We start from the raw sequence: 23,782 nt of genomic DNA, 5'->3' as shown, positions 1-23,782 counted from the left end.
GAAATACGTGGAGAATTAACATGTCTTACAGCACCAAAGTTCTGGATCACTACGAAAATCCCCGCAACGTCGGTTCGTTCGACAAGTCGGACGAGTCGGTGGGCACCGGCATGGTCGGCGCGCCGGCCTGTGGCGACGTCATGAAGCTGCAGATCAAGGTGAACGAAGCCGGCGTGATCGAAGACGCGCGCTTCAAGACCTACGGTTGTGGCTCGGCCATCGCTTCCAGCTCGCTCGTGACCGAGTGGGTCAAGGGCAAGACGCTGGATCAAGCGATGAGCATCCGCAACACGCAGATCGCCGAAGAGCTGGCCCTGCCTCCGGTGAAGGTGCACTGTTCCATCCTGGCCGAAGACGCGATCAAGGCCGCGGTGCAGAACTACAAAGAAAAGCATTCGGCCAATGCCGAAGCTGTGGCGGGCTGATCATGTCCGTTACCCTGACCCAACAGGCTGCCACCCATATCGGCCGCTACTTGCAGAAGCGCGGAAAGGGTATCGGCTTGCGGCTCGGCGTTAGGACGACGGGCTGTTCCGGCATGGCCTACAAGTTGGAGTATGTCGACGAGGTCGAGGCGGAAGATGTCGTCTTCGAGAGTTTTGGCGTGAAGGTCTTCATTGACCCCAAGAGCCTTTCCTATCTCGATGGCACGGAGCTGGACTACGCCCGCGAGGGCCTGAACGAAGGCTTCAAGTTCCGCAACCCCAACGAGAAGGCGACCTGCGGCTGCGGCGAGTCGTTCACGGTGTAAGTCTTGGCTGGTGACGATCACTTCAGCCTGTTTGGCTTGCCGGCACGATTCGACCTGGACGGCCAGGCGCTTGAACACGCCTGGCGCAGCGTCGCCGCGAAGGTTCACCCCGACCGGTTTGCGACGGCCAGCCCTGCGGAGCGCCGCGTGGCGATGCAGTGGGCCGCTCGCGCCAACGAGGCATATCGCGAATTGAAGGATCCGCTGCTGCGGGCGCGCTACCTCTGCGAGCAGGCGGGCGTGGACCTTCAGACGGAAAGCAACACGTCCATGGACGCGGCCTTTCTGATGCAGCAGATGACCTGGCGCGAGATGCTGGACGATGCGCGCGATGACGCCGGCGTGCTGGACACGCTGCAAGCCGAGCTGGAAGCGGCGCGCGCCGAGATGCGAGCCACGCTGACGTGCCTCCTGGATGAGGAACGCGATCACGCGGCTGCCGGGCGCAAGGTGCGGGAATGGATGTTCGTGGAAAAGCTGGCGCAGGAGCTGGCCAACGTGCAGCCCGCGGGATAGCCAACGGCGCGCTGGGGCGTGCCCGACACGGGCGCCTGCACGGCGCGGCCTACTGACCAGAAAAAAGAATCATGGCCTTATTGCAGATATCCGAGCCCGGCGAATCGCCCGCGCCGCACCAGCGCAAGCTGGCGGTCGGGATTGATCTGGGCACCACCAATTCGCTGGTTGCTGCCGTACGCAGCAGCGTTGCCGAAGTGCTGCCCGACGCACAAGGCCATGCCTTGCTGCCGTCGGCGGTGCGTTATTTTCCTGGCGGCAAGGTCACGACCGGCCGTGAGCCCCTGGCCCAGCAAGCCGAGGATCCGCTAAACACGGTCGTGTCCGTGAAGCGTTTCATGGGCCGGTCGCTGGAAGAGGCGCGCGCGACGCGTGCGCCGTATGAATTCGTGGATGCCCCCGGCATGGTGCGGATCCGTACGGCGCAGGGCGATCTGAGCCCGGTCGAAGTGTCCGCGCAGATCCTGGCGGTGCTGCGCCAGCGCGCCGAAGACGTGCTGGGCGACGAACTGGTGGGTGCGGTCATTACCGTACCCGCGTATTTTGATGACGCACAGCGCCAGGCCACGCGCGACGCCGCGCGCTTGGCGGGCCTGAACGTTCTGCGCCTCTTGAATGAGCCGACCGCGGCCGCGATTGCCTACGGGCTGGACAATGCTGCCGAAGGTGTTTACGCAGTTTATGACCTGGGCGGCGGCACATTCGATATCTCCATCCTGCGCCTGACGCAGGGTGTGTTTGAGGTGATCTCCACGGGCGGCGATACGGCGCTTGGTGGCGACGACTTCGATGTCCTGATCGCGGACCACGCCGTGGCGAAGCTGGGTTTGGGCGAGCTGTCGCCCGCCGAGCGCCGAGGCTTGCTGATGGCCGCGCGCGCCGCGCGTGAAACGCTGTCGGATTCCGACGTGACGACCTTGCAGCTGACGCTGTCGGGCGGACGCGATGTCGCGCTGACGCTGACCCGTGAAGAATTCGAAGCCATGGCCCAGCCGCTGATCGAGCGCACGCTGGACACGGCGCGCCGCGCGCTGCGCGATGCGGCGCTCAAGCCGGCCGACGTGCGCGGCGTGGTGATGGTGGGCGGCGCCACGCGCATGCCCGTCGTGCGCGCTGCCGTGGCCAAGGTGTTTGGCACGGAGCCGCTGACCGATCTGGATCCCGACCAAGTGGTGGCGCTGGGTGCCGCGCTGCAGGCCAATCTGCTGGCGGGCAACCGCGCGCCGGGCGAGGACTGGCTGCTGCTGGACGTGATCCCGCTGTCGCTGGGTCTGGAAACGATGGGCGGCCTGGTCGAACGCATCATCCCGCGCAACAGCACCATTCCGGTCGCGCGCGCGCAGGAATTCACGACCTTCAAGGATGGCCAGACGGCCATGAGCATCCACGTGGTGCAGGGCGAGCGCGATCTGGTGTCGGATTCCCGTTCGTTGGCGCGCTTTGAACTGCGCGGCATTCCGCCCATGGTGGCCGGCGCGGCGCGTATCCGTGTGACCTTCCAGGTGGACGCGGACGGCCTGCTGAGCGTCACCGCGCGCGAGCAAAGCCAGGGCGTCGAGGCGATGGTGTCGGTCAAACCGTCGTACGGCTTGTCCGACGATGAGATCGCCAAGATGCTGGCCGACAGCGTGGCGCAGGCCGACACCGATGCGAAGGCGCGCATGTTGCGCGAGCAGCAGGTGGATGCGCGTCAACTGGTGGAATCGGTGCAGGCCGCACTGGCCGTCGACGGCGACCTGCTGGACCCGGATGAACGCAAGCGCGTGGATGAATGCCTGCAAGGGGCCATTGCTGCGCAGCAGGCGCAGGATGTGGACACCGTGACCCAAGCCGTGCAGGCCCTGTCGGCCGCGACGGATGAGTTCGCCGCGCGCCGCATGGACCGCAGTATCCGCGCCGCGCTTGCCGGCCGCAAACTTGACGAAATCGCCTGATAAGAAGTTATGCCGAAACTGACTGTATTGCCTCATCCCGACTACTGTCCCGAAGGCGCGGTGATCGAAGACGCGCCCAAGGGTGTGTCGATTTGCCGTGTGCTGCTGGATAACCACATCGATATCGAGCACGCGTGCGAATTGTCGTGCGCCTGCACGACCTGTCATGTGGTGGTCAAGCAAGGGTATTCGTCGCTGGAAGACGCAACGGACGACGAGGAAGACCTGCTGGACAAGGCCTGGGGCCTGACCCCGACCTCGCGGCTGTCGTGCCAGGCGCTGGTAAGCGACGCCGACCTGACGGTCGAGATTCCGAAGTACACGATCAATCACGCCAAAGAGGGCCATTGATGAAGTGGACCGACACCTACGAGATTGCCGCCGCGCTGTACGACGCGCATCCTGACGTCGACCCCAAGGCGCTGCGCTTCACGCAGCTGCGCGACTGGGTCATGGCATTGCCGGACTTTTCCGACGATCCCGCGCACTGCGGCGAGAAGATCCTGGAGGCCATTCAGATGGCCTGGATCGACGAAGCCGACTGAACGTGATTTGCCTAGAACGCTCCCTTTCCGGGAGCGTTTTTTTTGGGCGTGGCCGCGCCGTGCCGTTGGCCGGCGATGGTCTGCCGCCGTGTTTGACATGCCGGCGTCGTGCAGGCCACGGTATCATCGGGGATCCGTTTGTTGTCCTTTCCAGCCGAGTCTACCGATGCCCGCTGCCCAACTGCGTTTTGGCCTGGCCGCCAATCGTTTGCACCACGAAACCCCCGATGCCGCGTTGTTTACCTGGCTGCGTTCGTGCTCGTCCACCATCCGCGAGCTGGGCGTGCAGTTGCACACGGTGGGGCGCACCCATGATGCGATCGTGCGCGAGGGCATGCTGCAGGGCTACTCCGGCCTGATCCGCTACCCGTACGGCCGCGAGGGCGGCCTGATGAAGCTGGTGGCGCGCGTGACCGAAGGCCGCGATGGCCAGGCGCCGTTCGACGGCGCGATCTACCTGATCGATCCCGTGGATCCGTCCTCGATTTTTCCGGAAGCGCTTGCGCTCAAGCGGCAGTGCATCACGCATGGCCGGCCTTTCATTTCAACGTTGGCCGGCGCCATCGAGTGGATGGAGGTCGAACGCATCCATGCGGGGCTGGCGCCGGACGCGTCCGTGTCGCGCCATTTCAATTTCTCGGGCCAGACGCTGGCGATGATCGCCCACGATGCGCTCAAGGACGAAATGGTGGCCTTTGCCAGCGAGCACTTCGATGTGCTGTCCCGGTTTGCGCGGCGCGTGGCCACGGGCACGACGGGCGGCCGCCTGAACGAGCTGGCCTGGTCGCGCGGCTGGCCCAAGGATACGCCGTGGGTTCACCGTTACCTCAGCGGCCCGCTGGGCGGCGATGCGCAGATTGCCGAATTGGTGCTGGAGCACCAATGCCAGCGCGTCATCTTCTTCGAAGACCCCCACGTCGCGCGCCAGCACGAGGCTGACATCCAGTTGCTGGAACGCGCGGTGCGTGTGGTGACCGAGTCCGCCACCTGCGCCACGTCTCCCACCGTCGCGCGCCGTTGGGCGCAAGCCGTCGAAAAGCGCGGGATCTGACCGCTACGCGCGCGTCGCGGCCGCGCCAGCGCCGGTGATGATGCGAGCGACGCGGTCCGCGACGGCCGCTGCCGCCATCGATAGCGGCAAGACATCCGAGCGGCACAGAAAGACCGGACGCGTCAGCCTGGGCCTGGCGATCCGGCGCAGCACGACCAGGCCGCGGGCGGCTTCCTGGCGGACGGCCTCGTAAGACAGGATCGTACTGGCGACGCCGGCCTGCGCCAGCTCGATGAGCTGCGGAATGGCGTTGGCCTCGGCAATGATGCGAAATTGCACCTGTTCGCGCTGCTGGTATTGGTCGAGCAGCCGGCGCAGGCTATGCGGATTGCCTGGCAACACCAGCGGCAGCGCCGACAACGCGCGCAGGCTGATGGACGGTAGCCCAGCGAGATTCGATACCGCGCGCTTGCTGGGCTTTGCCGCGGGCGGCGACACCACCACCAGCTCTTCGTCGATCAGATGCTGGAATCGAAGGTCGACCGACGCCTCGTCGCTGAACGTGAGCCCCAGGTCGGCGTGCCCCGAACTGACAAAGCCGGGAATGTAGCCGGTGCTGGATTCGATGATCTTCAGATAGACGCCCGGCCATTGGGCGAGGGAAAAGCGCAGGAGCGGCACGGTCAGCAGCTTGGCCATCGACATCGACATTGCCAGCGATACGGTTCCGCGCGGGGCGTTGAGGTCTTCGCGCACGTCCGCGCGCGCCGCGTCGATGCGGCCCAGGATTTCGCGCGCATGCGCCAGCAGCCGCGAACCGGCGGCGGTGGGCGTGACGCCACGCGCGCTGCGATGCAGCAGCACAACGCCCAGATCTTCCTCGAGGTTGCGGATCTGCAGGCTGAGCGCCGGTTGGGCCACGTGCAACGCGGCGGCCGCACGGCTGATCGAACCCGTTGAAACCACGGCGACAAAGCACTGCATCGCACGGATGGACATGGACATAAGAGGGCTCCGGACGGTGCGGGCCATCATATTTTTGTTATGGCCTGCATATTTAAACGGTATTTCTAATATATCAATCCGCTTTCCATAATGAGCGTCATCCAAGAAAAAATCACAGGAGACAACATGATGCTCAACAAACTATTCGCTGCCTGCCTTGCTTCGGCGGCGCTGTCGGCCCCCGCGTTTGCAGATGCCTGGCCCGCCAAGCCCATCACGCTGGTCGTGCCGTTTTCCGCGGGCGGGCCGACCGATTTCATCGCGCGCCTGGTGGCCGAGCCGCTGGCGCGCGAACTGGGCCAGCAGGTCATCGTGCAGAATAAGCCGGGTGCGAGCGGGAACGTGGGCTATCAAAGCGTGCTCAATGGCCCGGCCGACGGCTACACGCTCATGCACAACACGGTGGCCATGCAGGCCATCAATCCGTTGATGTACCCCAGCGCAAAGATGCACCCGGCCAAGGATTTCGTGCCCGTTGGCACGACGGGCGCCATGCCGAACCTGCTGGTCGTCAACCCCGAGCGCACGCCCGTCAAGACGCTGGCTGAACTGGTGGAGCGCGGGCGCAGCGCACCGCAGGGCTTGAGCTACGCCACGTTTGGCCCGGGCAGCTCGCCGCACGTGTATGGCGCCTCGCTGCAGAAGCTGGCCAATTTTCAGGCCGTGGGCGTGGCTTACAAAGGCAGTGCCAACGCCGTGACGGACGTGATCGGCGGTCAGGTCGACTTTCTGTTCGACAGCATGTCCACCAGCATCGGCCAGGTGCAAGGCGGCCGGCTCAAGGCGTTGGCGATCACGTCGGCGGCGCGTTCGCCGCTGTTTCCGGACGTGCCGACGCTGAAGGAGGCGGGCTATCCCGCCCTGGATCTGAAATTCTGGTTCGCGCTGCAGACGCCCGCCGGCACGCCGGATGACGTGGTGCAGAAACTGCGTGCCGCGGTCGCGAAGGTGGTGGCCAGCGACGCTTACCGCCAGGCCATGCAGGAGCGGGGCGCGGAGGCCTTTCAGGTGGCGCCGGCCAAGCTGGACGAGTTCTTCAAGCAGGACACCGCGCAATGGACGCAGGCGGCGAAGACGATCGGGCTGAAGGCGGAGCAGTGAACATGGAAGGCAGGCATTGCATGACGCCATTGAAGAACATCACGGTCCTGGATCTGAGCAAGGTGCTGGCCGGACCGTTGTGCGGGCAGTATCTGGGCGAACTGGGGGCGCGCGTGATCAAGGTGGAGCCGGTGGGCACCGGCGACGACACGCGCGCGTGGCTGCCGCAGGAGGCCGGCGAATCCGCGACGTTCCTGGCGGTCAATCACAACAAGCGCAGCCTCGCGGTGGACCTGAAGACCGAAGCGGGGCGGGCGGTGGTCCATCGCCTGGCCGGCCAGGTCGATGTCGTGCTGCAGGGGTTTGGCGGCAAGACCGCAGCGCGCCTGGGCGTGGATTACGAGACGCTGAGCCGCCTCAATCCGCGTCTCGTGTACTGCGAGATCTCGGGCTATGGCCGTGAAGGGCCGATGGGCGACGAGCCGGGCTACGACGTCATGCTGCAGGCCTTCAGCGGCATGATCAGCACGATGGGCGAGCCGGATGGCAATTTTGCGCGCGCCAGCTTTTCGCCGGTGGATCTGGGCACGGGTTCGTTTGCGCTGAGCGGTATTCTGGCGGCGCTGCTCGAGCGCGGGCAGACGGGCAAGGGGCAATACCTGGATGTGTCGCTGCTGGACACGTCGCTGGGGCTGATGACTTACATGGCGCAGAATTATTGGCGCACGGGGAAGGTGCCGCGCCGGATGGGCACGGGCCATCCCGCCATGTGTCCGTATCAGGCGTTTCGCGCGTCCGATGGCGACCTCATGCTGGGTGTGGGCAATGACGCGCAGTGGCAGCGCTTCTGCGCGGCGGCGGGGTTGCAGGAATATGTGAACGATCCGGCGTTTGCGACCAATGCCGAGCGAGTCCGCAACTTTGACGCGACCGTCGCCCTGGTGCAGTCGCGCATCGAAACGCGGTCGGTGGCGCAATGGCTGGCATTGCTCAAGCCAAAGGGAATCGCGTGTTCGGCCATCCATACGCTGGACCAGGCGCTGGCGCATCCGCAGGTCGCGGCGCGCGAACTGATCGTGACGACCGAGCATCCGGCGCTAGGCGAAGTGCGCAATATAGGCCTGCCCGTGCGATTTGGGGGGCAGCCGCGCAAGGCCGCGCGGCCCGCGCCGATGTTGGGCGAGCACAGCCGTGAAATCCTGGCGGAGCTGGGCTTTGAGGCAAGCGAGATTGCCGCGATGCTGGTTAGTGGCAGCGTGCAGCAGCACCCCTTCGATAAAGGAACGGCATGACTCCGGTGCGTTACGAAGTCCGCGATGGCATTGCGGAAATCCATCTATGCCATGCGCCCGTCAACGCGCTGGACGTGGGTGTGCTGGACGCGCTGATTGATGCGCTGGAAAAGGCGAACGCGGATGCGGGCGTGCGGGCAGTGCTGCTGGCCAGCAGCCTGCCCGGGCGATTCTGCGCCGGGCTGGACATGAAGCAGCTGCTGCAAAGCACGCCCGCTCGTGTGCGGGAGTTGCTGACCCGGCTCTACATCAAGCTGTATGACGCGCAGTTCAACCTGACCAAACCATCGATTTCGGTCGTGTCTGGCGCCGTGCGCGGCGGCGGCATCACGGTGGCGATTTCCAGCGACATGATCGTCGCCGCCGACAGCGCGACGTTTGGCTACCCGGAGATCGACGTGGGCGTGCTGCCCGCCATTCACTACGTGCATCTGCCGGCGGTGGTGGGCAAGCATCGGGCGTTCGATCTGCTCTTTACCGGCCGCACGTTCAGTGCAGACGAGGCGCGGGCGATGGGGCTGGTGTCGCGTGTCGCCGCCGAGGCCGAACTGCTGGACGAGGCGCGCACGCTGGCTCGGTCGCTGGCGCAGAAGCCGCCGGAGGTCCTGGCGATGGGCCGGCGCGCGTTCGTGTACAGCAACGACAACGAGTATCGGCGCCGGGTGGCCACGGCGGTGGAAGTGTTCTGCAACGCCGCGGCCACGCCCGAGGCGCGCGAAGGCTTGAGCGCCTTCGTGCAGAAGCGGGCGCCCGACTGGGCAGGCGTCGGCGAGACGCGCTAACGCTATTGGCCGGTGAAGCGGGGCGGCCGCTTTTCGCGAAACGCCGCCACGCCTTCGGCGAAATCGGCGCGTGCGGCCGACTGCAGGAAGCGCGCCGTTTCCTCGGCCAACTGGGCTTCCAGCGGCGCGTGCGCGGCGCTGCGCAGCAATGCCTTGGCGCCCGCAATGCCGTGCGGCGCGTGGCGGGCGATGTCTTGGGCATAAGCTTGCCCCGCGGCAGCAAGTTCGCTGGCAGGCGCGGTGCGCGTGATGATGCCCCAGGCCTGCGCCTCGTCGGCCGTGAAGGCGTCATGACGCAAGAGGAGATCGAGTGCGCGCTTGGGGCCGGCGGCGCGCATGAGGCCATGCGTCATGCCGGCATCGGGCGTCGCGCCAAGCTTCAGGTAGGCCGTCATGAAGCGCGCGCCCGCATCGGCGATGGCTAGGTCGCAGGCCAGGACGAGCGACAAGCCCGCGCCCGCTGCGACGCCGTGAACCTGCGCGAGCCAGACCTTGTCCATGCGCGGGATGCGCGCAATGAACGCATTCAGTGGCGTGAACAGGTCCGACAGCGTGGCGCGCACCTTGTCGGGCTCTCCGGTGAACATGCCGATGTCTCCCCCCGCGCAGAATGCCTTGCCCGTGCCGCGCAGCAGCACGACGCGCACCGCGTCGCACGTTTCGATCCACTGCGCGGCGCGCAACAGGTCGCACGCCATGGCCACGTCGATGGCGTTGAGCGCGTCCGCGCGATTGAGGGTGAGCGTGGCGACGGGGCCGTCGGTCTCGAGCAACAGCGTCTGGAACTTCGGTGGTTCCTGGGTCATGGCGAGTCTCCGTTGTCGGGTAAATACCAACTGTCGATCAAAAAACCGCGATGCTATGTTTTGAACCAAGCGCTTGCTTGGTTGGGTTTTGAGCACGCTTAGCGTAACGCATAGAACGATTTTCCGGCGCTGTACTGGCGAAGGTAAAGACAGGTTCGTTGCATCTCCTGCCTCGCAGGGCCGCCAGGTTCACCGTCGTAAAAAATGTCCGCCCCAGGCGGCAAAATAACTTCGCATCAAAGCGGGGAGACAAATGGTGGATCAGTCCGACAGGCCTGCCTTGTTGCAGGCCGATGGGGTGACGCTGGCGTTCGGCGGCGTCAAGGCGCTTACCGACGTGGGCTTTCGCGTGGAGCAGGGCTCCATCACCACGGTCATCGGCCCGAATGGCGCCGGCAAGACCTCGCTGTTCAACACGATCTCCGGTTTCTACAAGCCCGCGGCGGGACGGATCCACTTCGAGGGCCGCGACATCACACGCATGCACGCGCCCGATCGCGCCAAGCTGGGTCTGGCGCGCAGCTTCCAGAACATCGCGCTGTTTCGCGGCATGACGGTGCTGGACAACATCAAGCTGGGCCGCCACGCGCACCTGCGCACCAATGTGCTGGATGCGCTTTTTTACCTGGGCCGCGCGCGCCGCGAGGAGATGGCGCTGCGGGCGGACATCGAAGAACGCATCATCGATTTCCTGGAGATCGATCACATCCGCCACGCGCCGGTCGCGGCGCTGTCGTATGGGCTGCAGAAGCGGGTTGAGCTGGCGCGGGCGCTGGCGATGCAGCCCAAGGTGCTGATGCTGGACGAGCCCGTGGCGGGCATGAACCGCGAAGAGACCGATGACATGGCGCGCTTCATCCTGGATGCGCGCGCCGAGTGGGGCGTGACGGTGCTGATGGTCGAGCACGACATGGGCATGGTGATGGACCTGTCCGATCACGTCGTGGTGCTGAACTTCGGGCAGGTGATTGCCCACGGCACGCCGGCGCAGGTGCAGTCCAATCCGGAAGTCATCAAGGCGTATCTGGGCGCGGGCGACGTGGGCGATTTGCGGCGGCGGCTGCGGGAGGCGGCCTGATGGACTGGCTGTTCTTCCTGGAAGTTTCGCTGGCGGGACTGGGTAGCGGCGGCCTGTATGCGCTGGCCGCGCTGGCGTTCGTGATCGTCTACAAGGCGACCCGCGTGGTGAACATTGCGATTGGTGAATTTCTGATGCTGGGCGCGTACGTGTTCTATGCATTCGCATCGGGGATGGAGTGGCCGATCTGGCTGGCCATCGCGGGCGCGGTCGTGGTGTCGGGCGCGCTGGGCGCCGTCGTCGAGCGGCTGACCATACGCCCGATGCTGGGCGAATCGCCGATCTCTGTCTTCATGATTACCGTGGGTCTGGCGTCGATCCTGGTCGGCGCAGTCGAGCTTATCTGGACGGCGGACCAGCGGCGCCTGCCGGAATTCATGCCGCGCGCGCCGGTCATGGTGGGCGAGGCGTTCGTGGCGCCCAAGGTGTTCTACGGCTTCTGGGTGGCGGTGGTGCTGGCGCTCTTGGTGCTGGTGGTGTTTCGCTACTGGCGCGGCGGCGTGGCGCTGCGTGCGACGGCGTCGGACCAGGGCGCGGCCTATGCAATGGGCATCAATGTGCCGCGCGTGTTTTCGCTGGCGTGGGTGACGGCGGGTGCCATCGCCGCGGTGTCCGGCGTGATCGTGGGCGCGATCGGCGGGATCTCGTCGTCGATGGGCGTGTTCGGGCTGTCGGTGCTGGTGGTGGTGATCGTGGGTGGCCTGGACAGCGTCGCGGGCGCGCTGGTCGGCGGCATCTTCATCGGGCTGCTGGAGGCCTGGGCGGGCGCCTATCTGGGCGGCGAGTACAAGCTGCTGGCCACGTTCGTCGTCCTGGTCGTGGTGCTGATGGCCAGGCCCTACGGCCTGTTCGGCACCCGTGAAATCGAGAGGCTCTGATCCATGCGTATCGCGACCGCCAAACAGACCTACCTGGCCGACGAGGCGCTTTTCGACACGCGCACGCAGCACCTGTGGCTGGCGCTGCTGGCGGCCTCGCTGGTGCTGTTTCCCTTCATGGCGAATGCCTATTGGCTTTATCTTGCGTGCCTGGTCGCGATCAACATCGCCAGCGCTACGGGGCTGAACATCCTGACCGGCTACACCGGATTGGTCAGCCTGGGGCAGGCGGCGTTCATGGGCCTTGGCGCGTACACGGTCGCAGTCATGGAGCTGCACCTGGGCACGCCGGTCCTGGTGAATCTGCTGGCGGGCGGCGTGGTGGCGATGTTGGGCGGGCTGCTGGTGGGTATTCCCTCGCTGCGGGTGAAGGGACTGTACCTGGCGATCTCGACGATTGCCGCGTCGTTCATCGCGCACTTCATCTTCGCGAACTGGCAGTTCACGGGCGGTACCTCAGGGTTGCAGGTGCCGCCGGCGCGCATCCTGGGGCTGGACCTGGATACGTCCTTCAAGATCTATTGGCTGATCGTGCCCGTGACCGTGCTGATGGTGCTGGGCGCGGCGAATCTTTTTCGCACGCGCATCGGCCGCGCGTTCATCGCGATCCGCGACCGCGACATTTCCGCCGAGGTGCTGGGTATCCGCCTGCTGCGCTACAAGCTGCTCTCGTTCGGGCTGTCCTCGTTCTATGCCGGCGTGGCGGGCGGTCTGTGGGCGTATTTTTTCCGGGTGGTCACGCCCGAGAGCTTTCCGCTCATCATGTCGATCTTCTTTCTGGCGGCGATCATCGTGGGCGGCATGGGCTCGATCCTGGGATCCATCCTGGGCGCGCTTTTCATGACGATGGTGCCGGAGTTTCTGAAGCTTGTTGTCGGCTGGCTGCCCGTGGGCGGCGATGCGCTGCGGCTGATCTCACCGGTGCGCACCATCGTTTTCGGCCTGCTGATCGTGGGCTTTCTGATCTTCGAGCCGCACGGGCTCGCGGAAATCTGGCGGCGCGTGCGCCGATTCTTTCACCTCTGGCCTTTCCGTACGTAGCGCGATGCGTGCGGCGTGACGGCGGCCACCCATAAGACCCAGGAGACAAACCATGAAGCGCATCCGGATAGGCAGCGGTTTATCGAGGTTGTTGGCCCCGTTGGGCCTGGCGGCGGCATTGGCGGCGGCGCCCGCGGCGCAGGCGGCCGAGGACCTGGTGCTGGGCGGCTCGATTCCCTTGAGCGGCGTGTTTGCCTTTGCCGGGCAGGGCATTCACGCCGGGATCACGGACTACGTGAAGATCATCAACGACCAGGGCGGCATCAAGGGCCGCAAGCTGCGCTACGTGCCCGAGGACACGGCCTACAAGGTGGATGCGTCGGTGGCGGCGTTCAAGAAGATCACCAGCCAGAACAAGGTCAACTTCTACTACGGCGATTCGACCGGCTTTTCCAAGACCATCAATGCCGAGCTGAACCGCACGGGCGACATCCTGATGACGGGCGCGTCCTTCGCGACCGAGCTGAACGATCCGGCGAAGTATCCCGCCCAGTTCATGCTGGGGCCCGACTACACCGAGATGTTCGGCATCCTGCTGCGCTACATCGCCAAGGAGCAGCCGGGCGCCAAGGTGGCGTTCGTGTATTCGGACACGGAGTTCGGACGCGATCCGATCGCCAGTTCGCGTGCGGTGGCTGAGAAGCTGGGCCTGAAGGTGGCTACCGAGATCATGACGCCGCCGGGCAGCGTGGACGTGTCGACCGAGGTCATCAAGCTGCGCCGCGCCGACCCTGACTTCACCATCTTTCACGGCTACGTGCTGGCGCCGATTCCCGAGTTTGTGGGGCAGGGCAAGCGCATGGGCCTGAAGACGCGCTACATGGGCACGTTCTGGACGATGGACAACTCGACCGTGATGCAGATGGGCGAGGACGCTGAGGGCTTCATGGGCGTGATGCCGTACCGCTACTACTACGATCAGGCCGCCGACGCGCCGATGCTCAAGAAGATCCGCGAAATGCGGCCGCAGTATCAGAGCACGGGCTACATGCAGGGATTCCTGGCCGCCATGCTGTTCTCGGAAGTCGCCAAGCGTACGCTGGACGCGGGCAAGGAACTGACCGCCGCCAACATGAAAGCCTCGTTGGATGGCATCAAGGATTTCGATACGGGCGGGCTGATCGGCGTGCCGATCACCATCAAGGGCAACTCCATCCCGGTGGGCCGGATCTATCGCGCGGACGTCAAGCAAAAGCAGATGGTGCCGGCGTCCGACTGGATCGTGCTCAAGTGAGGCTGCCGTGAACCAGGGACAGGACGTGGCAGGACAGGGCGTTCGTTCAGGCATGAACGCCGCCGCGCCGCCCAAGGCGGTGCTCGACATCAACAACATCGAGGTCGTCTACAACAAGGCGGTGCAGGTGCTGCGCGGCTTGTCCCTGTCGGTGCCGGCCGGCAGCATCGTCGCGCTGCTGGGCAGCAACGGGGCTGGCAAATCCACCACGCTCAAGGCGGTATCCGGTCTGCTGGACCTGGAGGACGGGGAACTGGTGCGCGGCCAGATCGTGTTCGCTGGCGGCGACACGGCGGGCATCAAGCCGCAGAACCTGGTGCGGTCGGGCCTGGCGCACGTGATGGAAGGGCGCCGCGTGTTCGAAGACCTGACCGTCGAAGAAAACCTGGTGGCGGCAACCTATGCGCTGACCGGAAGGCCCGCCGCGCGCGCGGACTTCGATCTGGTCTACGGCTACTTTCCGCGGCTTTTCGAGCGGCGGCGCGGACTGGCAGGTTATCTGTCCGGCGGGGAACAGCAGATGCTGGCCATCGGGCGCGCGCTGATTGCGCAGCCCACGCTGATGCTGCTGGACGAGCCATCGCTGGGCCTGTCGCCCATGCTGGTCGAGAGCATTTTTTCGATCATCGCGCGCATCAATATCGAACAGGGGGTGTCGATGCTGCTGGTGGAGCAGAACGCTTCGGTTGCGCTGGCGGTGGCGCATTACGGCTACATCATGGAGACGGGCAAGGTGGTGATCGACGGTTCGGCCGACAAGCTGGCGGCGGATCCCGACGTGCGCGAGTTCTATCTGGGCGTGGGCGGAACGGGCGAGGCCCGGGGCTTTCGCGACATCAAGCACTACAAGCGCCGCAAGCGCTGGCTGTCATGATGGACGCGCACAGGGATCCGGGCGCCTGGCCTGAACTGACGCTGCCGCAGATGCTGCGCGAGCAGGCGCGCCGCCAGCCGTCGGCGGTTGCCATCCGGCAGAAGGACTTTGGCATCTGGAAGCCGCTGACCTGGGACCAGTACTGGCAGCGCGCATGCCGCGTGGGGCTGGGACTGCGCGCGCTGGGGCTTAGCGCGGGCGGCCGGGTCGCGATCGTCTCGGACAACAGGGTGGAGTGGCTGCTGACGCAGATGGGGGCGTGCGCGGCCGGGGGCGTGGCGGTAGGCGTCTATTCCACAAGCCCGGCCGAAGAAATGGGCTACGTGCTGGCGCATGCGGACGTCGAACTGGTGGTCTGCGAAGACCAGGAGCAGACCGACAAGGTGCTGCACGTGGCGGACCGGCTGCCGAACTTGCGCCGCATCGTGGTCATTGAAACGAAGGGTCTGCGCGCGTATGGCGCGGCGGATCGGGCGCGCATCGTGACCTTTGCCGAAGTCGAGGCCGATGGCGGCCAGCGCGAAACCGTGGAGCTGGCCGCGCTGAACACGATGCTGGACGGGCAGCGCCTGGACGACACCGGGCTGATGATCTACACGTCGGGTTCCACCGGCAAGCCCAAGGGCGCGATGCTGAGCTACCGCAACATGCGCGGCGTGGCGCCGGGCATCGCCGATCGCCTGTCGATGGATGCGTCCAGCGTGCACCTGTCGTACCTGCCGCTGTGTCACGTTGCCGAGCAGATGCTGTCCACGTTCGTGCCCATCTACCTGGGCACGCAGGTGAATTTTGGCGAGTCGCTGCGCACCGTGCAGGAGGACCTGCGCGAAGTCGCGCCGACGATTTTCCTGGGCGTGCCCCGCATCTGGGAAAAACTGCACGCCGCGATCTCGATCAAGATGCAGGAGGCCGGCCGGTTGCAGCAGTGGCTGTACCGCAATGCGCTGGCACAGTGCGCGCAGTTTCTGGAGAAATCCCCCGCGCAGTATCGCGTGGGCGAGCGGCTGACGCATTGGCTGTGGTACTGGCTGGTGCTGCGCGCGCTGCAGAATTTCATTGGCCTGCGTCGTGTGCGGGTGGCAATGACAGGCGCCGCGCCGATTCCGCCGGACGTGGTGCGCTACTTTCGCACGCTGGGCGTGCCGCTGATCGAGGTGTATGGCCTGACGGAGTCGGCGGGCATGATCTTCGGACAGCATCCGGACCGCGTGAAGGTGGGCACGGTGGGCGAGGCGATCCTGGGCGTGGAATGGCGCATCGGCGAATCCGGCGAACTGCTGGTGCGTGGCGACATGGTGTTCCAGGGCTACTACAAGAACCCGGAGGCGACCGCGGACACCGTGCGTGACGGCTGGCTGCACACGGGCGACGTCGTGGCGCAGGAAGACGGGCGCGTGCGCATCGTGGACCGGCTCAAAGACATCATGATCACGGCGGGGGGCAAGAACCTGACGCCGTCCGAGATCGAGAACGCGGTCAAGGGCAGTCCGTATGTGAAAGAGTGCATCGTCATTGCCGACGGCAGGAAGTACGTGACGGCATTGATCCAGCTGGAATTCGACACCGTGGGCAAATGGGCCGAATCGCGGCGCATCGCGTTCACGCATTTCCGGTCGCTGGCGGAATGCCCGCAGGTGCGCGAACTGGTCCAGCAGGAGGTCACGCGCGCCAACGCCGGGCTGGCGCCCGTTTCGCAGATCAAGCGATTTCATCTGCTGACCAAGGAACTGGACCACGACGACGGCGAAGTGACTGCAACGATGAAGGTGCGGCGCGCCAGCATCTACCGCGCTTACGCCAACGAAATCGAATCGCTCTATGTTGAGGAGACGACGGCATGAACCAAGCCGTGATCCTGGAAGCCGTGCGCACGCCGTTCGGGCGTCGCGGCGGATGGTGGGCCGAGACCCGCCCCGACTCGCTGCTGGCGGACACCGTGCATGCGCTGCTGGCGCGCGCGGGCCTGCCGGGCGACAAGGTTGAGGACCTGATCGCCGGCTGTGTCAGCCAGGCGGGCGAGCAGGGCGCCAACATCGGCAGGCTGGCCGCCATGCTGGCCGGGCTGCCCGAGCGCGTGCCGGGGGTGGCGCTGAACCGCATGTGCGGGTCCAGCCAGCAGGCCGTGCACTTTGGCGCGCAGGCCATCGCCGCGGGCGACATGCGTTATGTGGTCGCCGGCGGCGTCGAGAGCATGAGCCGCGTGCCGATGTTCCTGGATGTGACGCTGGGCCAAAGCGAATTCCGGGGATTCGAATCGCTGAACCCGGCGTTGCTGGCGCGTTATCCGCTGATTCACCAGATCGAGAGCGCCGAGCGCATCGCCAGCCAATGCGGGCTGTCGCAGGCCGACATGGACGCGTGGGCGCGCGAGAGTCACGCGCGCGCGTGGGCGGCGGCCAGCGCGGGGCTGCATGCCGAGCTGCTGCCGGGCCCGGCGCAAGCCGCGCGCCGCGACGAAGGCATCCGCGAAACGACGGACGCCGCCCGGATGGCGGCCATGGCGCCGGCAATGCGCGCGCCGGGCGAGGGCGGCGTGACGGCGGCCAACGCCAGCCAGCTCGCCGATGGCGCGGCGGCGGTGCTGCTGGGCGATAAGGACGCGGCGCTGGCCGATGGCTTGCGGCCCCGGGCGCGCTTCCTGGCGCGTGTGGCGGTGGGTTCGGACCCCGTCATGCAGCTGACGGGCGTGATCCCCGCGGCGCAGCAGGCGTTGGCGCGTGCGGGCCTGGCGCTGGAGGACATCGACTGGATCGAGATCAACGAGGCCTTTGCAAGCGTGGTGCTGGCCTGGCAGCGCGAACTGGGCGCGGACCTGACGCGCGTGAATCCATGGGGCGGCGCGATTGCGCACGGCCATCCGCTGGGCGCCACGGGCGCGGGCCTGATGGCCAAGATGCTGGCGGGGCTGGAGGCGACCGAAGGCGAGCTGGGCATGCAGCTCATGTGCATCGGCCACGGCATGGCGACCGCGACCATCATCCAGAGGGTTTGACCTGCATGGACAAGACCGGGACCGCTGTGTCGCGGGACGAGGGCGCGGAGACGCAGCGGCGCCAGGAATTGGTCCTGGCGGCCGGCCGGCTCTTCAGCAAGCGCGGTTATGAGCGCACGACGGTGCGTGAGCTGGCCAAGGCGGTGGGGTTGCAGTCGGGCAGCCTGTTCCACCATTTCCGCAGCAAGGAAGAGATTCTGGTCGCCGTGATGAACAACGGTATCCAGGAGGTGATCGACCTGGGCGAGAAGGCGCTGGACTGCTATGCCGTGCCGGCAGACCGCCTGGCGGCGCTGTTCCGTGTGCATATGTGGAGCATGCTGCACGGCGCGGGCGGGGATGCGATGAACGCGCTGGTGTACGAATGGCGCAGCCTGTCGGCGCCCAGCCAGGCGTCGGTCAAGGTGCTGAGCGACCGCTACGAGGCGATGTGGCAGTCCGTGGTGGCGGGGGCGGTGCAGGCGGGGTTGCTGCGGGGCGATGCGCGCGTCATCAAGCGATGCGTGCTGGGCGCGATGAACTTGACGGTCCAATGGTACAAGCCGGGCGGGCGGCTGGCCCCCGCCGCGTTCATCGACGCCATGTTGCAGGCGGCGTTGCCGGCGCTGCCCGCGGGGGCGGGCAGGTGGCCGGTGGAGCCTAGCCGCGCCGCTTGATGAAGGCGCCGACGGCGCAGGCGACCGACAGCGCCAGCAGCGAGGCCGCGACGGGCAAGAGGAAATCGGCTTCGCCGTGATAACCGCCGCCCGTGACGCCGCCAGCCACGCCGCCCATCCAGAGCAGGGCGGTCAGGATCGCGGCGATGAGCGAGATGGCGGTGGCCACGCACAAGGCAATGAACGCCGGCCGCCGCACGGGCGCGGACCGGTAGGGCGCGCCCGGCTGGACGCGGCGGGGTTGCTTGATCCAGTAGACCAGCCCCGCCACGACCAGCAGCAGCATCAGGATCTTGAAGATCATGACGCGCGCCGACGATCAGTCTTCACGGCGCAGGTGCGGGAAGAGGATGACGTCGCGGATGCTGGGGCTGTCGGTCAGCAGCATGACCAGGCGGTCGATGCCGATGCCGCAGCCGCCCGTCGGGGGCATGCCGTATTCCAGGGCGCGGATGTAGTCCGCATCGTAGAACATGGCTTCCTCGTCGCCGGCGTCCTTGGCTTCGACCTGCGAGCGGAAGCGCTCGGCCTGGTCTTCGGGGTCGTTCAGCTCGGAGAAGCCGTTGGCGATTTCGCGGCCGGTCATGAAGAGCTCGAAGCGCTCGGTGATGCCTTCTCGGGTATCGGAGGCGCGCGCCAGCGGCGAGACTTCGACCGGGTAGTCGATGATGTAGGTGGGGTTCCAGAGCTTGGCTTCGGCGGTCTCTTCGAAGAGCGCCAGTTGCAGCGCGCCCAGGCCGGCGCGCGACAGCACGGGGCCGTCGGCGTCGGCGCCCAGCTTTTTCAGTTCGGCGCGCACGAAGGCCGGATCGTCGAGCTGGGCCTGGGTGTAGCCGTCGGTGTACTTGAGGATGGCTTCGCAGATGGTCAGGCGGTCGAAGGGCTTGGACAGGTCCAGCTCGCGTTCCTGGTAGGTCAGGACGGCGCTGCCGGTGGCCGAGATGGCGGCCTGGCGGATCAGCTCTTCGGTGAAGTCCATGAGCCAGCGGTAGTCCGCGAAGGCTGCGTAGAACTCCATCATCGTGAATTCGGGGTTGTGCCGCGGGCTCACGCCTTCGTTGCGGAAGTTGCGGTTGACTTCGAACACGCGTTCGAAGCCGCCGACGATCAGGCGCTTGAGGTAGAGCTCGGGTGCGATGCGCAGGAACATTTCCATGTCCAGCGCGTTGTGGTGCGTGACGAAGGGCTTGGCCGCCGCGCCGCCCGGGATCGGGTGCAGCATGGGCGTTTCGACTTCGAGGAAGCCCGCGTTCAGCATGAACTGGCGGATGCTGCCCACGGCCTTGCTGCGCGCCTCGAAGGTGCGGCGCGTGGCGTCGGTCATGATGAGGTCGACATAGCGCTGGCGGTAGCGCAGTTCCTGGTCGGCGACGCCGTGGAACTTGTCGGGCAGGGGGCGCAGCGACTTGGACAAGAGGCGGGCAGAGGCGGCGTGCACCGACAGTTCGCCCTTGTTGGTCTTGAAGACCGACCCTTCGATCGCGATGATGTCGCCGATGTCCCACTGCTTGAACGCGGCGTAGACGTCTTCGCCAAGCGTGCCGCGGTCCAGGTAGATCTGGATGCGGCCGGTGCTGTCCTGCAGCGTGGCGAAGCTGGCCTTGCCCATGACGCGCTTGAGCATCATGCGGCCGGCGACCTTGACGTTGACCGCGGCGGCGGCCAGGGCTTCCTGCTCCTGGCCGTCGTACTTGTCATGCAGGGCCGCGGCGCGGGCGTCCGGGACGAAATCGTTGGGGTACGCGACCCCGGCTTCGCGCAGTTTGGCCAGCTTGGCACGCCGTTCGGCGATCAAGCGGTTTTCATCCTGGGCGGGTGCCGGAGTGGTCGAGTGGTCGGTCATGGTCGGGGGATCAGTCGTAATTGCGGATGTCGTCGATTTCGGTCGTGCCGAAATCTTCGCGATCCAGGTAGGCGAGGATGCGGGAGGCTACGTTGGCGGGCGAGGACAGCTTGCCGGTGGCATGGAAGTCCTGGAACTTGGCCAGCGCGGGGAAGCTTTCGGGGTCGCTTGCGCGGATGGCGGCCTGCATGTCGGTGTCGACGATGCCGGGGGCCAGCGCGACGATGCGGGCGCCGTCGGCACCTTGTTCCTGCTTGACGACGCGGGCGTGCATGTCGAGCGCGGCCTTGGTGGCGCAGTACACGCCCCAGCCGGCGTTGGGATTGCGGCCCGCGCCGGAGGAGATGTTCAGGATGCGGCGGTCGGCCTTGATGTCAGCGACGGCGGCGAGGAACCGCGCCGTGAGCAGCATGACGGCAGTGACGTTCAGGTTGAAGGCGGCGGTGATGGCCGCGCCGTCGGTGAGTTCGTCGGTGCGCGCCACCGGATGCACCGTGCCCGCGTTGTTGATCAGCAGATAGCGCTTAGCGTCGCGCGGCAGCGCGGCGCAGATGCGTTCGGCCGCGGATTCGGCCGCTTTCAAGTCCGAGAGGTCCACGGACAGTTGTTCCAGCTGCACATCCTGCGAGCGCGCGTGGGCGGCGAGCTCGGGGTCTTCGCGGCGCGCCAGGGTAATCAGGCGGGTGCCGGGTTTGACCAGGCCGCGCGCCATGGCGGCGCCGATGCCGCGCGAAGCGCCGGTGAGAATAGCAATGGTGTCGGACATTCGTGGACCTCTGGGTGCGTAAAAGCGGGAAGAATCGCGGAACTTAGACGTTTTGCTTCAGGCTGGCCTGGATGAAGGGATCCAGGTCGCCGTCCAGCACTTTCTGCGTGTTGGAGATTTCGACGTTCGTGCGCAGGTCCTTGATCCGGCTCTGGTCCAGCACGTACGAACGGATCTGGTGGCCCCAGCCCACGTCGGTCTTGGAGTCTTCTAGCTTCTGCTGCTCGGCCATGCGGTTGCGCATTTCCAGTTCGTAGAGCTTGGACTTCAGCATCTGCATGGCTTCGGCGCGGTTGCGGTGCTGCGAACGGTCGTTCTGGCACTGCACGACGATGCCCGTCGGGATGTGCGTCAGGCGCACGGCCGAGTCGGTCTTGTTGATGTGCTGACCACCCGCGCCCGAGGCTCGGTAGGTGTCCACGCGCAGGTCGGCGGGGTTCACTTCGACCTCGAAGGAATCGTCGACTTCCGGATACACGAAGACGCTGGCAAACGACGTGTGACGGCCGCCCGAGGAGTCGAATGGGCTCTTGCGGACCAGGCGGTGCACGCCGGTTTCGGTGCGCAGGTAGCCGAAGGCGTAGTCGCCCTCGATCTTGATCGTGGCCGACTTGATGCCCGCGACTTCGCCATCGGATTCTTCAAGGATCTCGGCCTTGAAGCCCTTGCGTTCGGCGTACTTGAGGTATTGGCGCAGCAGCATCGACGCCCAGTCCTGCGCTTCCGTGCCGCCCGCGCCCGCCTGGATGTCCAGGAAGCAGTTCAGGGGATCGGCCGGGTTGGAGAACATGCGGCGGAATTCCAGGGCTTCGAGCTTTTCCTGGAAGGCGTCGGCGTCCAGTTCGATCGCTTCGAGGGTGTCGCCGTCATCGTCGGCGGCGGCCATTTCGAAGAGTTCCTGGGAATCGGCCACGCCGGCGCCCAGGCTCGTGAGCGTTTCCACCACGTCCTCGAGCGATTTCTTTTCACGGCCCAGATCCTGGGCGTGCTTGGGGTCGTTCCAGACGGCCGGGTCTTCGAGTTCGGCGTTTACGACCTGGAGGCGTTCAGCTTTGGCATCGTAGTCAAAGATACCTCCGTAGAGCCTGTTCGCGCTCCGCGTAGTCGGCGAGGCGGGCTGCGAGCTGGTTCTGACGTTCGGCTTCCATGATGATCCTGTCCTGATGACTTTGTGCGAAACCTGGCATTTTACCGTGGATGGAGCCTGTTCGCGGGCGTGCATCGCGGGCACGGGTGGCGGGTCCTGTTTCCCGGGTTACGCGGGGGCAATTCCAGTTGTTCAGTTTTTTGTCAACCCGACGGCTCTAGCCTTGCCTGATGGCCGCGATGTCCCCGTTTGGGGCGCGGACCGCGACAACGCCGGCCCGCGCCGGCCTATCCCGCCAGAGGAATGGAGACAGTGATGGAAAACACGATGCCCCCCGGGCTCTCGCCGGCGCTCGACGCCAACGAAGAGGACCGGATCTACCGCAAGGTGGGCTGGCGGCTGGTGCCGCTGCTGGTGGTCTGCTACGTGGTGGCGTACCTGGACCGCGTGAACGTGGGATTCGCCAAGCTGCAGATGCTGCAGGAACTGCAATTTAGCGAAACGGTGTATGGGCTGGGCGCCGGTATTTTCTTCATCGGCTACTTCCTCTTCGAGATTCCCAGCAACATCATCCTGCACAAGGTGGGGGCGCGGATCTGGATCGCCCGGATCATGATCACGTGGGGCATCATCTCGGCCTGCATGATGTTCGTGACCAGCGTGCATATGTTCTACCTGCTGCGATTCCTGCTGGGCGCGGCCGAGGCGGGCTTCTTCCCGGGCATCATCCTGTACCTGACCTATTGGTACCCGGCCGCCCGGCGCGGACGCATCACCACGTTCTTCATGACCGCCGTGCCTATGTCCGGCCTCATCGGCGGCCCGATTTCCGGGTGGATCATGGCGACCTTTCACGGCGACCACGGCCTGTCGGGCTGGCAGTGGCTGTTCCTGCTGGAAGGGATTCCGTCGGTGGTGATCGGCGTGCTGGTGCTGATCTATCTGGACGACCGCATCAACAAGGCCAAGTGGCTGACGGCCAATGAAAAGGCCGTGCTGATCCGCAACATTGCGGCCGAGGAACAGCAAAAGGAAGATCCGCCGATCCGCGCCGCGTTGACCAAGCCGCGGGTGTGGGCGATGGCGCTGATCTACTTTTCGTTCGTGATGGGGCTGTATGGGGTGGGCTTCTGGATGCCCAGCCTCATCAAGAACACCGGCGTGCAGAGTCCGCTGGCGATCGGTCTGCTGACGGCGGTGCCCAACCTGTTCGCCGTGATCGGCATGATCTTGATCTCGCGCAATTCGGACCGGCAGCGCGAGCGCCGCTGGCACGTGGCATTGCCGGCGCTGTTTGGCGCGGTGGGGCTGTTCCTGTCGGCGGTGTGGAGCGGCAATACGGTGCTGGCGATTCTGGCGCTGACGGTGGCCAACATCGGTATCTGCACGGTCCTGCCGCTGTTCTGGAGCCTGCCGACAGCGCTGCTCGGCGGCACGGCGGCGGCTGCGGGCATTGCGCTGATCAACTCGGTGGGGAATCTGGCCGGCTTTGTCAGCCCGTATCTGGTGGGCTGGTTGAAGGACATGACCGGCACGACGAACACGGGGCTGTACATGCTGGCCGGCTGCCTGGTGGTGGGTGCATTGGTGGCGCTGGCGCAGCCGGCGAAGCTGGTGAATAAGTAGCGCCGCTGGGAGGCGGTGTCTCATAGGTGTCTGACTCCCTGGGG

At 65.8% G+C, this 23,782-nt stretch carries 25 protein-coding genes; 19 read left to right on the top strand and 6 right to left on the bottom strand.

Annotated elements, in window-relative coordinates:
* Nucleotides 1-20 precede the first annotated feature (20 nt).
* From iscU to QEP15_RS15015, 7 genes are all read left to right on the top strand, one after another.
* On the top strand, nucleotides 21-425 hold the full coding sequence (gene iscU / locus QEP15_RS15045) for a Fe-S cluster assembly scaffold IscU (RefSeq protein WP_152384760.1): 405 nt from the start codon (nucleotides 21-23) through the stop codon (nucleotides 423-425).
* A gap of 2 nt (nucleotides 426-427) precedes the next feature.
* Nucleotides 428-751, top strand: a complete 324-nt coding sequence (gene iscA / locus QEP15_RS15040; RefSeq protein ID WP_056318874.1) for an iron-sulfur cluster assembly protein IscA — start codon at nucleotides 428-430, stop codon at nucleotides 749-751.
* Nucleotides 752-754: 3 nt separating this feature from the next.
* On the top strand, nucleotides 755-1,267 hold the full coding sequence (gene hscB / locus QEP15_RS15035; RefSeq protein ID WP_279989004.1) for a Fe-S protein assembly co-chaperone HscB: 513 nt from the start codon (nucleotides 755-757) through the stop codon (nucleotides 1,265-1,267).
* A 71-nt stretch (nucleotides 1,268-1,338) separates the two neighbouring features.
* Entirely contained in the window at nucleotides 1,339-3,201 is a 1,863-nt protein-coding gene (gene hscA, locus QEP15_RS15030; protein WP_217617531.1) for a Fe-S protein assembly chaperone HscA, read from the top strand.
* 9 nt (nucleotides 3,202-3,210) lie between these two features.
* On the top strand, nucleotides 3,211-3,552 hold the full coding sequence (gene fdx, locus QEP15_RS15025; RefSeq protein ID WP_056318881.1) for an ISC system 2Fe-2S type ferredoxin: 342 nt from the start codon (nucleotides 3,211-3,213) through the stop codon (nucleotides 3,550-3,552).
* Nucleotides 3,552-3,746 carry a Fe-S cluster assembly protein IscX gene (iscX, locus tag QEP15_RS15020; RefSeq protein WP_175155762.1) on the top strand — a complete coding sequence of 65 codons (195 nt, stop codon included), beginning with the start codon at nucleotides 3,552-3,554 and terminating at the stop codon, nucleotides 3,744-3,746. Before fdx ends, iscX begins: the two co-directional genes overlap by 1 nt.
* Before the next feature lie 166 nt (nucleotides 3,747-3,912).
* Entirely contained in the window at nucleotides 3,913-4,797 is an 885-nt protein-coding gene (locus tag QEP15_RS15015) for a methylglyoxal synthase (protein ID WP_056318885.1), read from the top strand.
* Nucleotides 4,798-4,800: 3 nt separating this feature from the next.
* Here QEP15_RS15015 and QEP15_RS15010 read toward each other — a convergent pair whose 3' ends face one another.
* Complete coding sequence (locus tag QEP15_RS15010) at nucleotides 4,801-5,742, bottom strand: LysR family transcriptional regulator (protein WP_279989000.1); 942 nt, start codon at nucleotides 5,740-5,742, stop codon at nucleotides 4,801-4,803.
* A gap of 126 nt (nucleotides 5,743-5,868) precedes the next feature.
* Here QEP15_RS15010 and QEP15_RS15005 point away from each other — a divergent pair, with 126 nt between their 5' ends.
* The 3 genes from QEP15_RS15005 to QEP15_RS14995 are packed head-to-tail and all read left to right on the top strand — an operon-like array spanning nucleotide 5,869 to nucleotide 8,857.
* Nucleotides 5,869-6,843 carry a Bug family tripartite tricarboxylate transporter substrate binding protein gene (locus QEP15_RS15005; protein WP_280147659.1) on the top strand — a complete coding sequence of 325 codons (975 nt, stop codon included), beginning with the start codon at nucleotides 5,869-5,871 and terminating at the stop codon, nucleotides 6,841-6,843.
* Nucleotides 6,844-6,863: 20 nt separating this feature from the next.
* Entirely contained in the window at nucleotides 6,864-8,075 is a 1,212-nt protein-coding gene (locus tag QEP15_RS15000) for a CaiB/BaiF CoA transferase family protein (protein WP_280148912.1), read from the top strand.
* The gene (locus QEP15_RS14995; protein WP_280147658.1) at nucleotides 8,072-8,857 is read left to right on the top strand and encodes an enoyl-CoA hydratase/isomerase family protein; all 786 of its coding nucleotides are present in this window, start codon (nucleotides 8,072-8,074) and stop codon (nucleotides 8,855-8,857) included. Before QEP15_RS15000 ends, QEP15_RS14995 begins: the two co-directional genes overlap by 4 nt.
* Nucleotides 8,858-8,859: 2 nt before the next feature.
* Here QEP15_RS14995 and QEP15_RS14990 read toward each other — a convergent pair whose 3' ends face one another.
* On the bottom strand, nucleotides 8,860-9,663 hold the full coding sequence (locus tag QEP15_RS14990; protein ID WP_280147657.1) for an enoyl-CoA hydratase/isomerase family protein: 804 nt from the start codon (nucleotides 9,661-9,663) through the stop codon (nucleotides 8,860-8,862).
* A gap of 253 nt (nucleotides 9,664-9,916) precedes the next feature.
* Here QEP15_RS14990 and QEP15_RS14985 point away from each other — a divergent pair, with 253 nt between their 5' ends.
* Genes QEP15_RS14985 through QEP15_RS14950 form a run of 8 tightly spaced genes read left to right on the top strand, consistent with a single transcriptional unit; the run spans nucleotide 9,917 to nucleotide 18,416 of the window.
* Entirely contained in the window at nucleotides 9,917-10,741 is an 825-nt protein-coding gene (locus tag QEP15_RS14985) for an ABC transporter ATP-binding protein (protein ID WP_056318900.1), read from the top strand.
* Complete coding sequence (locus QEP15_RS14980) at nucleotides 10,741-11,619, top strand: branched-chain amino acid ABC transporter permease (RefSeq protein ID WP_062840739.1); 879 nt, start codon at nucleotides 10,741-10,743, stop codon at nucleotides 11,617-11,619. The genes QEP15_RS14985 and QEP15_RS14980 overlap by 1 nt, the downstream gene beginning before the upstream one ends.
* Before the next feature lie 3 nt (nucleotides 11,620-11,622).
* A complete protein-coding gene (locus QEP15_RS14975; RefSeq protein ID WP_056318906.1) occupies nucleotides 11,623-12,660 on the top strand; it encodes a branched-chain amino acid ABC transporter permease in 1,038 nt (345 codons plus the stop codon).
* Nucleotides 12,661-12,712: 52 nt separating this feature from the next.
* Nucleotides 12,713-13,894, top strand: a complete 1,182-nt coding sequence (locus QEP15_RS14970; RefSeq protein ID WP_056318909.1) for an ABC transporter substrate-binding protein — start codon at nucleotides 12,713-12,715, stop codon at nucleotides 13,892-13,894.
* A gap of 52 nt (nucleotides 13,895-13,946) precedes the next feature.
* On the top strand, nucleotides 13,947-14,768 hold the full coding sequence (locus QEP15_RS14965; RefSeq protein ID WP_056318911.1) for an ABC transporter ATP-binding protein: 822 nt from the start codon (nucleotides 13,947-13,949) through the stop codon (nucleotides 14,766-14,768).
* A complete protein-coding gene (locus QEP15_RS14960) occupies nucleotides 14,765-16,609 on the top strand; it encodes an AMP-dependent synthetase/ligase (protein ID WP_280147656.1) in 1,845 nt (614 codons plus the stop codon). The genes QEP15_RS14965 and QEP15_RS14960 overlap by 4 nt, the downstream gene beginning before the upstream one ends.
* On the top strand, nucleotides 16,606-17,760 hold the full coding sequence (locus QEP15_RS14955; protein ID WP_152384750.1) for a thiolase family protein: 1,155 nt from the start codon (nucleotides 16,606-16,608) through the stop codon (nucleotides 17,758-17,760). Before QEP15_RS14960 ends, QEP15_RS14955 begins: the two co-directional genes overlap by 4 nt.
* A 5-nt stretch (nucleotides 17,761-17,765) precedes the next feature.
* On the top strand, nucleotides 17,766-18,416 hold the full coding sequence (locus QEP15_RS14950) for a TetR/AcrR family transcriptional regulator (RefSeq protein ID WP_152384749.1): 651 nt from the start codon (nucleotides 17,766-17,768) through the stop codon (nucleotides 18,414-18,416).
* On the opposite strand, the gene QEP15_RS14945 is transcribed toward QEP15_RS14950, so the two are convergent.
* The 4 genes from QEP15_RS14945 to prfB all read right to left on the bottom strand — a co-directional run bounded on the left by QEP15_RS14945 (nucleotide 18,400) and on the right by prfB (nucleotide 22,173).
* Entirely contained in the window at nucleotides 18,400-18,720 is a 321-nt protein-coding gene (locus tag QEP15_RS14945; RefSeq protein ID WP_175155759.1) for a preprotein translocase subunit TatB, read from the bottom strand. The two genes, QEP15_RS14950 and QEP15_RS14945, sit on opposite strands and share 17 nt — an antisense overlap.
* Before the next feature lie 15 nt (nucleotides 18,721-18,735).
* Nucleotides 18,736-20,259 carry a lysine--tRNA ligase gene (lysS, locus tag QEP15_RS14940; protein ID WP_056318923.1) on the bottom strand — a complete coding sequence of 508 codons (1,524 nt, stop codon included), beginning with the start codon at nucleotides 20,257-20,259 and terminating at the stop codon, nucleotides 18,736-18,738.
* Between the two features lie 10 nt (nucleotides 20,260-20,269).
* Nucleotides 20,270-21,025 (bottom strand): SDR family oxidoreductase, encoded by a 756-nt coding sequence (locus QEP15_RS14935; RefSeq protein ID WP_128828489.1) that lies wholly within the window; start codon nucleotides 21,023-21,025, stop codon nucleotides 20,270-20,272.
* A gap of 43 nt (nucleotides 21,026-21,068) precedes the next feature.
* Nucleotides 21,069-22,173, bottom strand: a protein-coding gene (prfB, locus tag QEP15_RS14930; protein ID WP_152384748.1) for a peptide chain release factor 2 whose coding sequence is annotated in 2 segments (ribosomal slippage) — nucleotides 21,069-22,091 and nucleotides 22,093-22,173 — 1,104 coding nt in all. Because the reading frame shifts where the segments join, the coding sequence is not laid out codon by codon here.
* A 254-nt stretch (nucleotides 22,174-22,427) separates the two neighbouring features.
* Between prfB and QEP15_RS14925 the strand changes: the two genes are divergently transcribed.
* A complete protein-coding gene (locus tag QEP15_RS14925; protein WP_152384747.1) occupies nucleotides 22,428-23,738 on the top strand; it encodes an MFS transporter in 1,311 nt (436 codons plus the stop codon).
* Nucleotides 23,739-23,782 lie beyond the last annotated feature (44 nt).

The organism is Achromobacter mucicolens (assembly GCF_029866465.1).
GTDB lineage: Bacteria > Pseudomonadota > Gammaproteobacteria > Burkholderiales > Burkholderiaceae_B > Achromobacter > Achromobacter mucicolens.
The sequence above is the reverse complement of the archived record's forward strand: the minus strand, read 5'-3'. Positions and strand labels throughout refer to the sequence as shown.

Bases quoted from the DNA above. Each gene is read 5' to 3' on its own strand.
- iscU (WP_152384760.1), top strand. From the start codon at position 21: ATGTCTTACAGCACCAAAGTTCTGGATCACTACGAAAATCCCCGCAAC.
- QEP15_RS14965 (WP_056318911.1), top strand. From the start codon at position 13,947: ATGAACGCCGCCGCGCCGCCCAAGGCGGTGCTCGACATCAACAACATC.
- lysS (WP_056318923.1), bottom strand. From the start codon at position 20,259: ATGACCGACCACTCGACCACTCCGGCACCCGCCCAGGATGAAAACCGC.
- QEP15_RS14955 (WP_152384750.1), top strand. From the start codon at position 16,606: ATGAACCAAGCCGTGATCCTGGAAGCCGTGCGCACGCCGTTCGGGCGT.
- QEP15_RS14935 (WP_128828489.1), bottom strand. From the start codon at position 21,025: ATGTCCGACACCATTGCTATTCTCACCGGCGCTTCGCGCGGCATCGGC.
- QEP15_RS14980 (WP_062840739.1), top strand. From the start codon at position 10,741: ATGGACTGGCTGTTCTTCCTGGAAGTTTCGCTGGCGGGACTGGGTAGC.
- QEP15_RS14985 (WP_056318900.1), top strand. From the start codon at position 9,917: ATGGTGGATCAGTCCGACAGGCCTGCCTTGTTGCAGGCCGATGGGGTG.
- QEP15_RS15010 (WP_279989000.1), bottom strand. From the start codon at position 5,742: ATGTCCATGTCCATCCGTGCGATGCAGTGCTTTGTCGCCGTGGTTTCA.
- QEP15_RS14975 (WP_056318906.1), top strand. From the start codon at position 11,623: ATGCGTATCGCGACCGCCAAACAGACCTACCTGGCCGACGAGGCGCTT.
- iscX (WP_175155762.1), top strand. From the start codon at position 3,552: ATGAAGTGGACCGACACCTACGAGATTGCCGCCGCGCTGTACGACGCG.
- QEP15_RS15000 (WP_280148912.1), top strand. From the start codon at position 6,864: ATGACGCCATTGAAGAACATCACGGTCCTGGATCTGAGCAAGGTGCTG.
- hscA (WP_217617531.1), top strand. From the start codon at position 1,339: ATGGCCTTATTGCAGATATCCGAGCCCGGCGAATCGCCCGCGCCGCAC.
- QEP15_RS14925 (WP_152384747.1), top strand. From the start codon at position 22,428: ATGGAAAACACGATGCCCCCCGGGCTCTCGCCGGCGCTCGACGCCAAC.
- QEP15_RS14990 (WP_280147657.1), bottom strand. From the start codon at position 9,663: ATGACCCAGGAACCACCGAAGTTCCAGACGCTGTTGCTCGAGACCGAC.
- QEP15_RS14995 (WP_280147658.1), top strand. From the start codon at position 8,072: ATGACTCCGGTGCGTTACGAAGTCCGCGATGGCATTGCGGAAATCCAT.
- QEP15_RS14945 (WP_175155759.1), bottom strand. From the start codon at position 18,720: ATGATCTTCAAGATCCTGATGCTGCTGCTGGTCGTGGCGGGGCTGGTC.
- iscA (WP_056318874.1), top strand. From the start codon at position 428: ATGTCCGTTACCCTGACCCAACAGGCTGCCACCCATATCGGCCGCTAC.
- QEP15_RS14960 (WP_280147656.1), top strand. From the start codon at position 14,765: ATGATGGACGCGCACAGGGATCCGGGCGCCTGGCCTGAACTGACGCTG.
- fdx (WP_056318881.1), top strand. From the start codon at position 3,211: ATGCCGAAACTGACTGTATTGCCTCATCCCGACTACTGTCCCGAAGGC.
- QEP15_RS14970 (WP_056318909.1), top strand. From the start codon at position 12,713: ATGAAGCGCATCCGGATAGGCAGCGGTTTATCGAGGTTGTTGGCCCCG.
- QEP15_RS15005 (WP_280147659.1), top strand. From the start codon at position 5,869: ATGATGCTCAACAAACTATTCGCTGCCTGCCTTGCTTCGGCGGCGCTG.
- QEP15_RS15015 (WP_056318885.1), top strand. From the start codon at position 3,913: ATGCCCGCTGCCCAACTGCGTTTTGGCCTGGCCGCCAATCGTTTGCAC.
- QEP15_RS14950 (WP_152384749.1), top strand. From the start codon at position 17,766: ATGGACAAGACCGGGACCGCTGTGTCGCGGGACGAGGGCGCGGAGACG.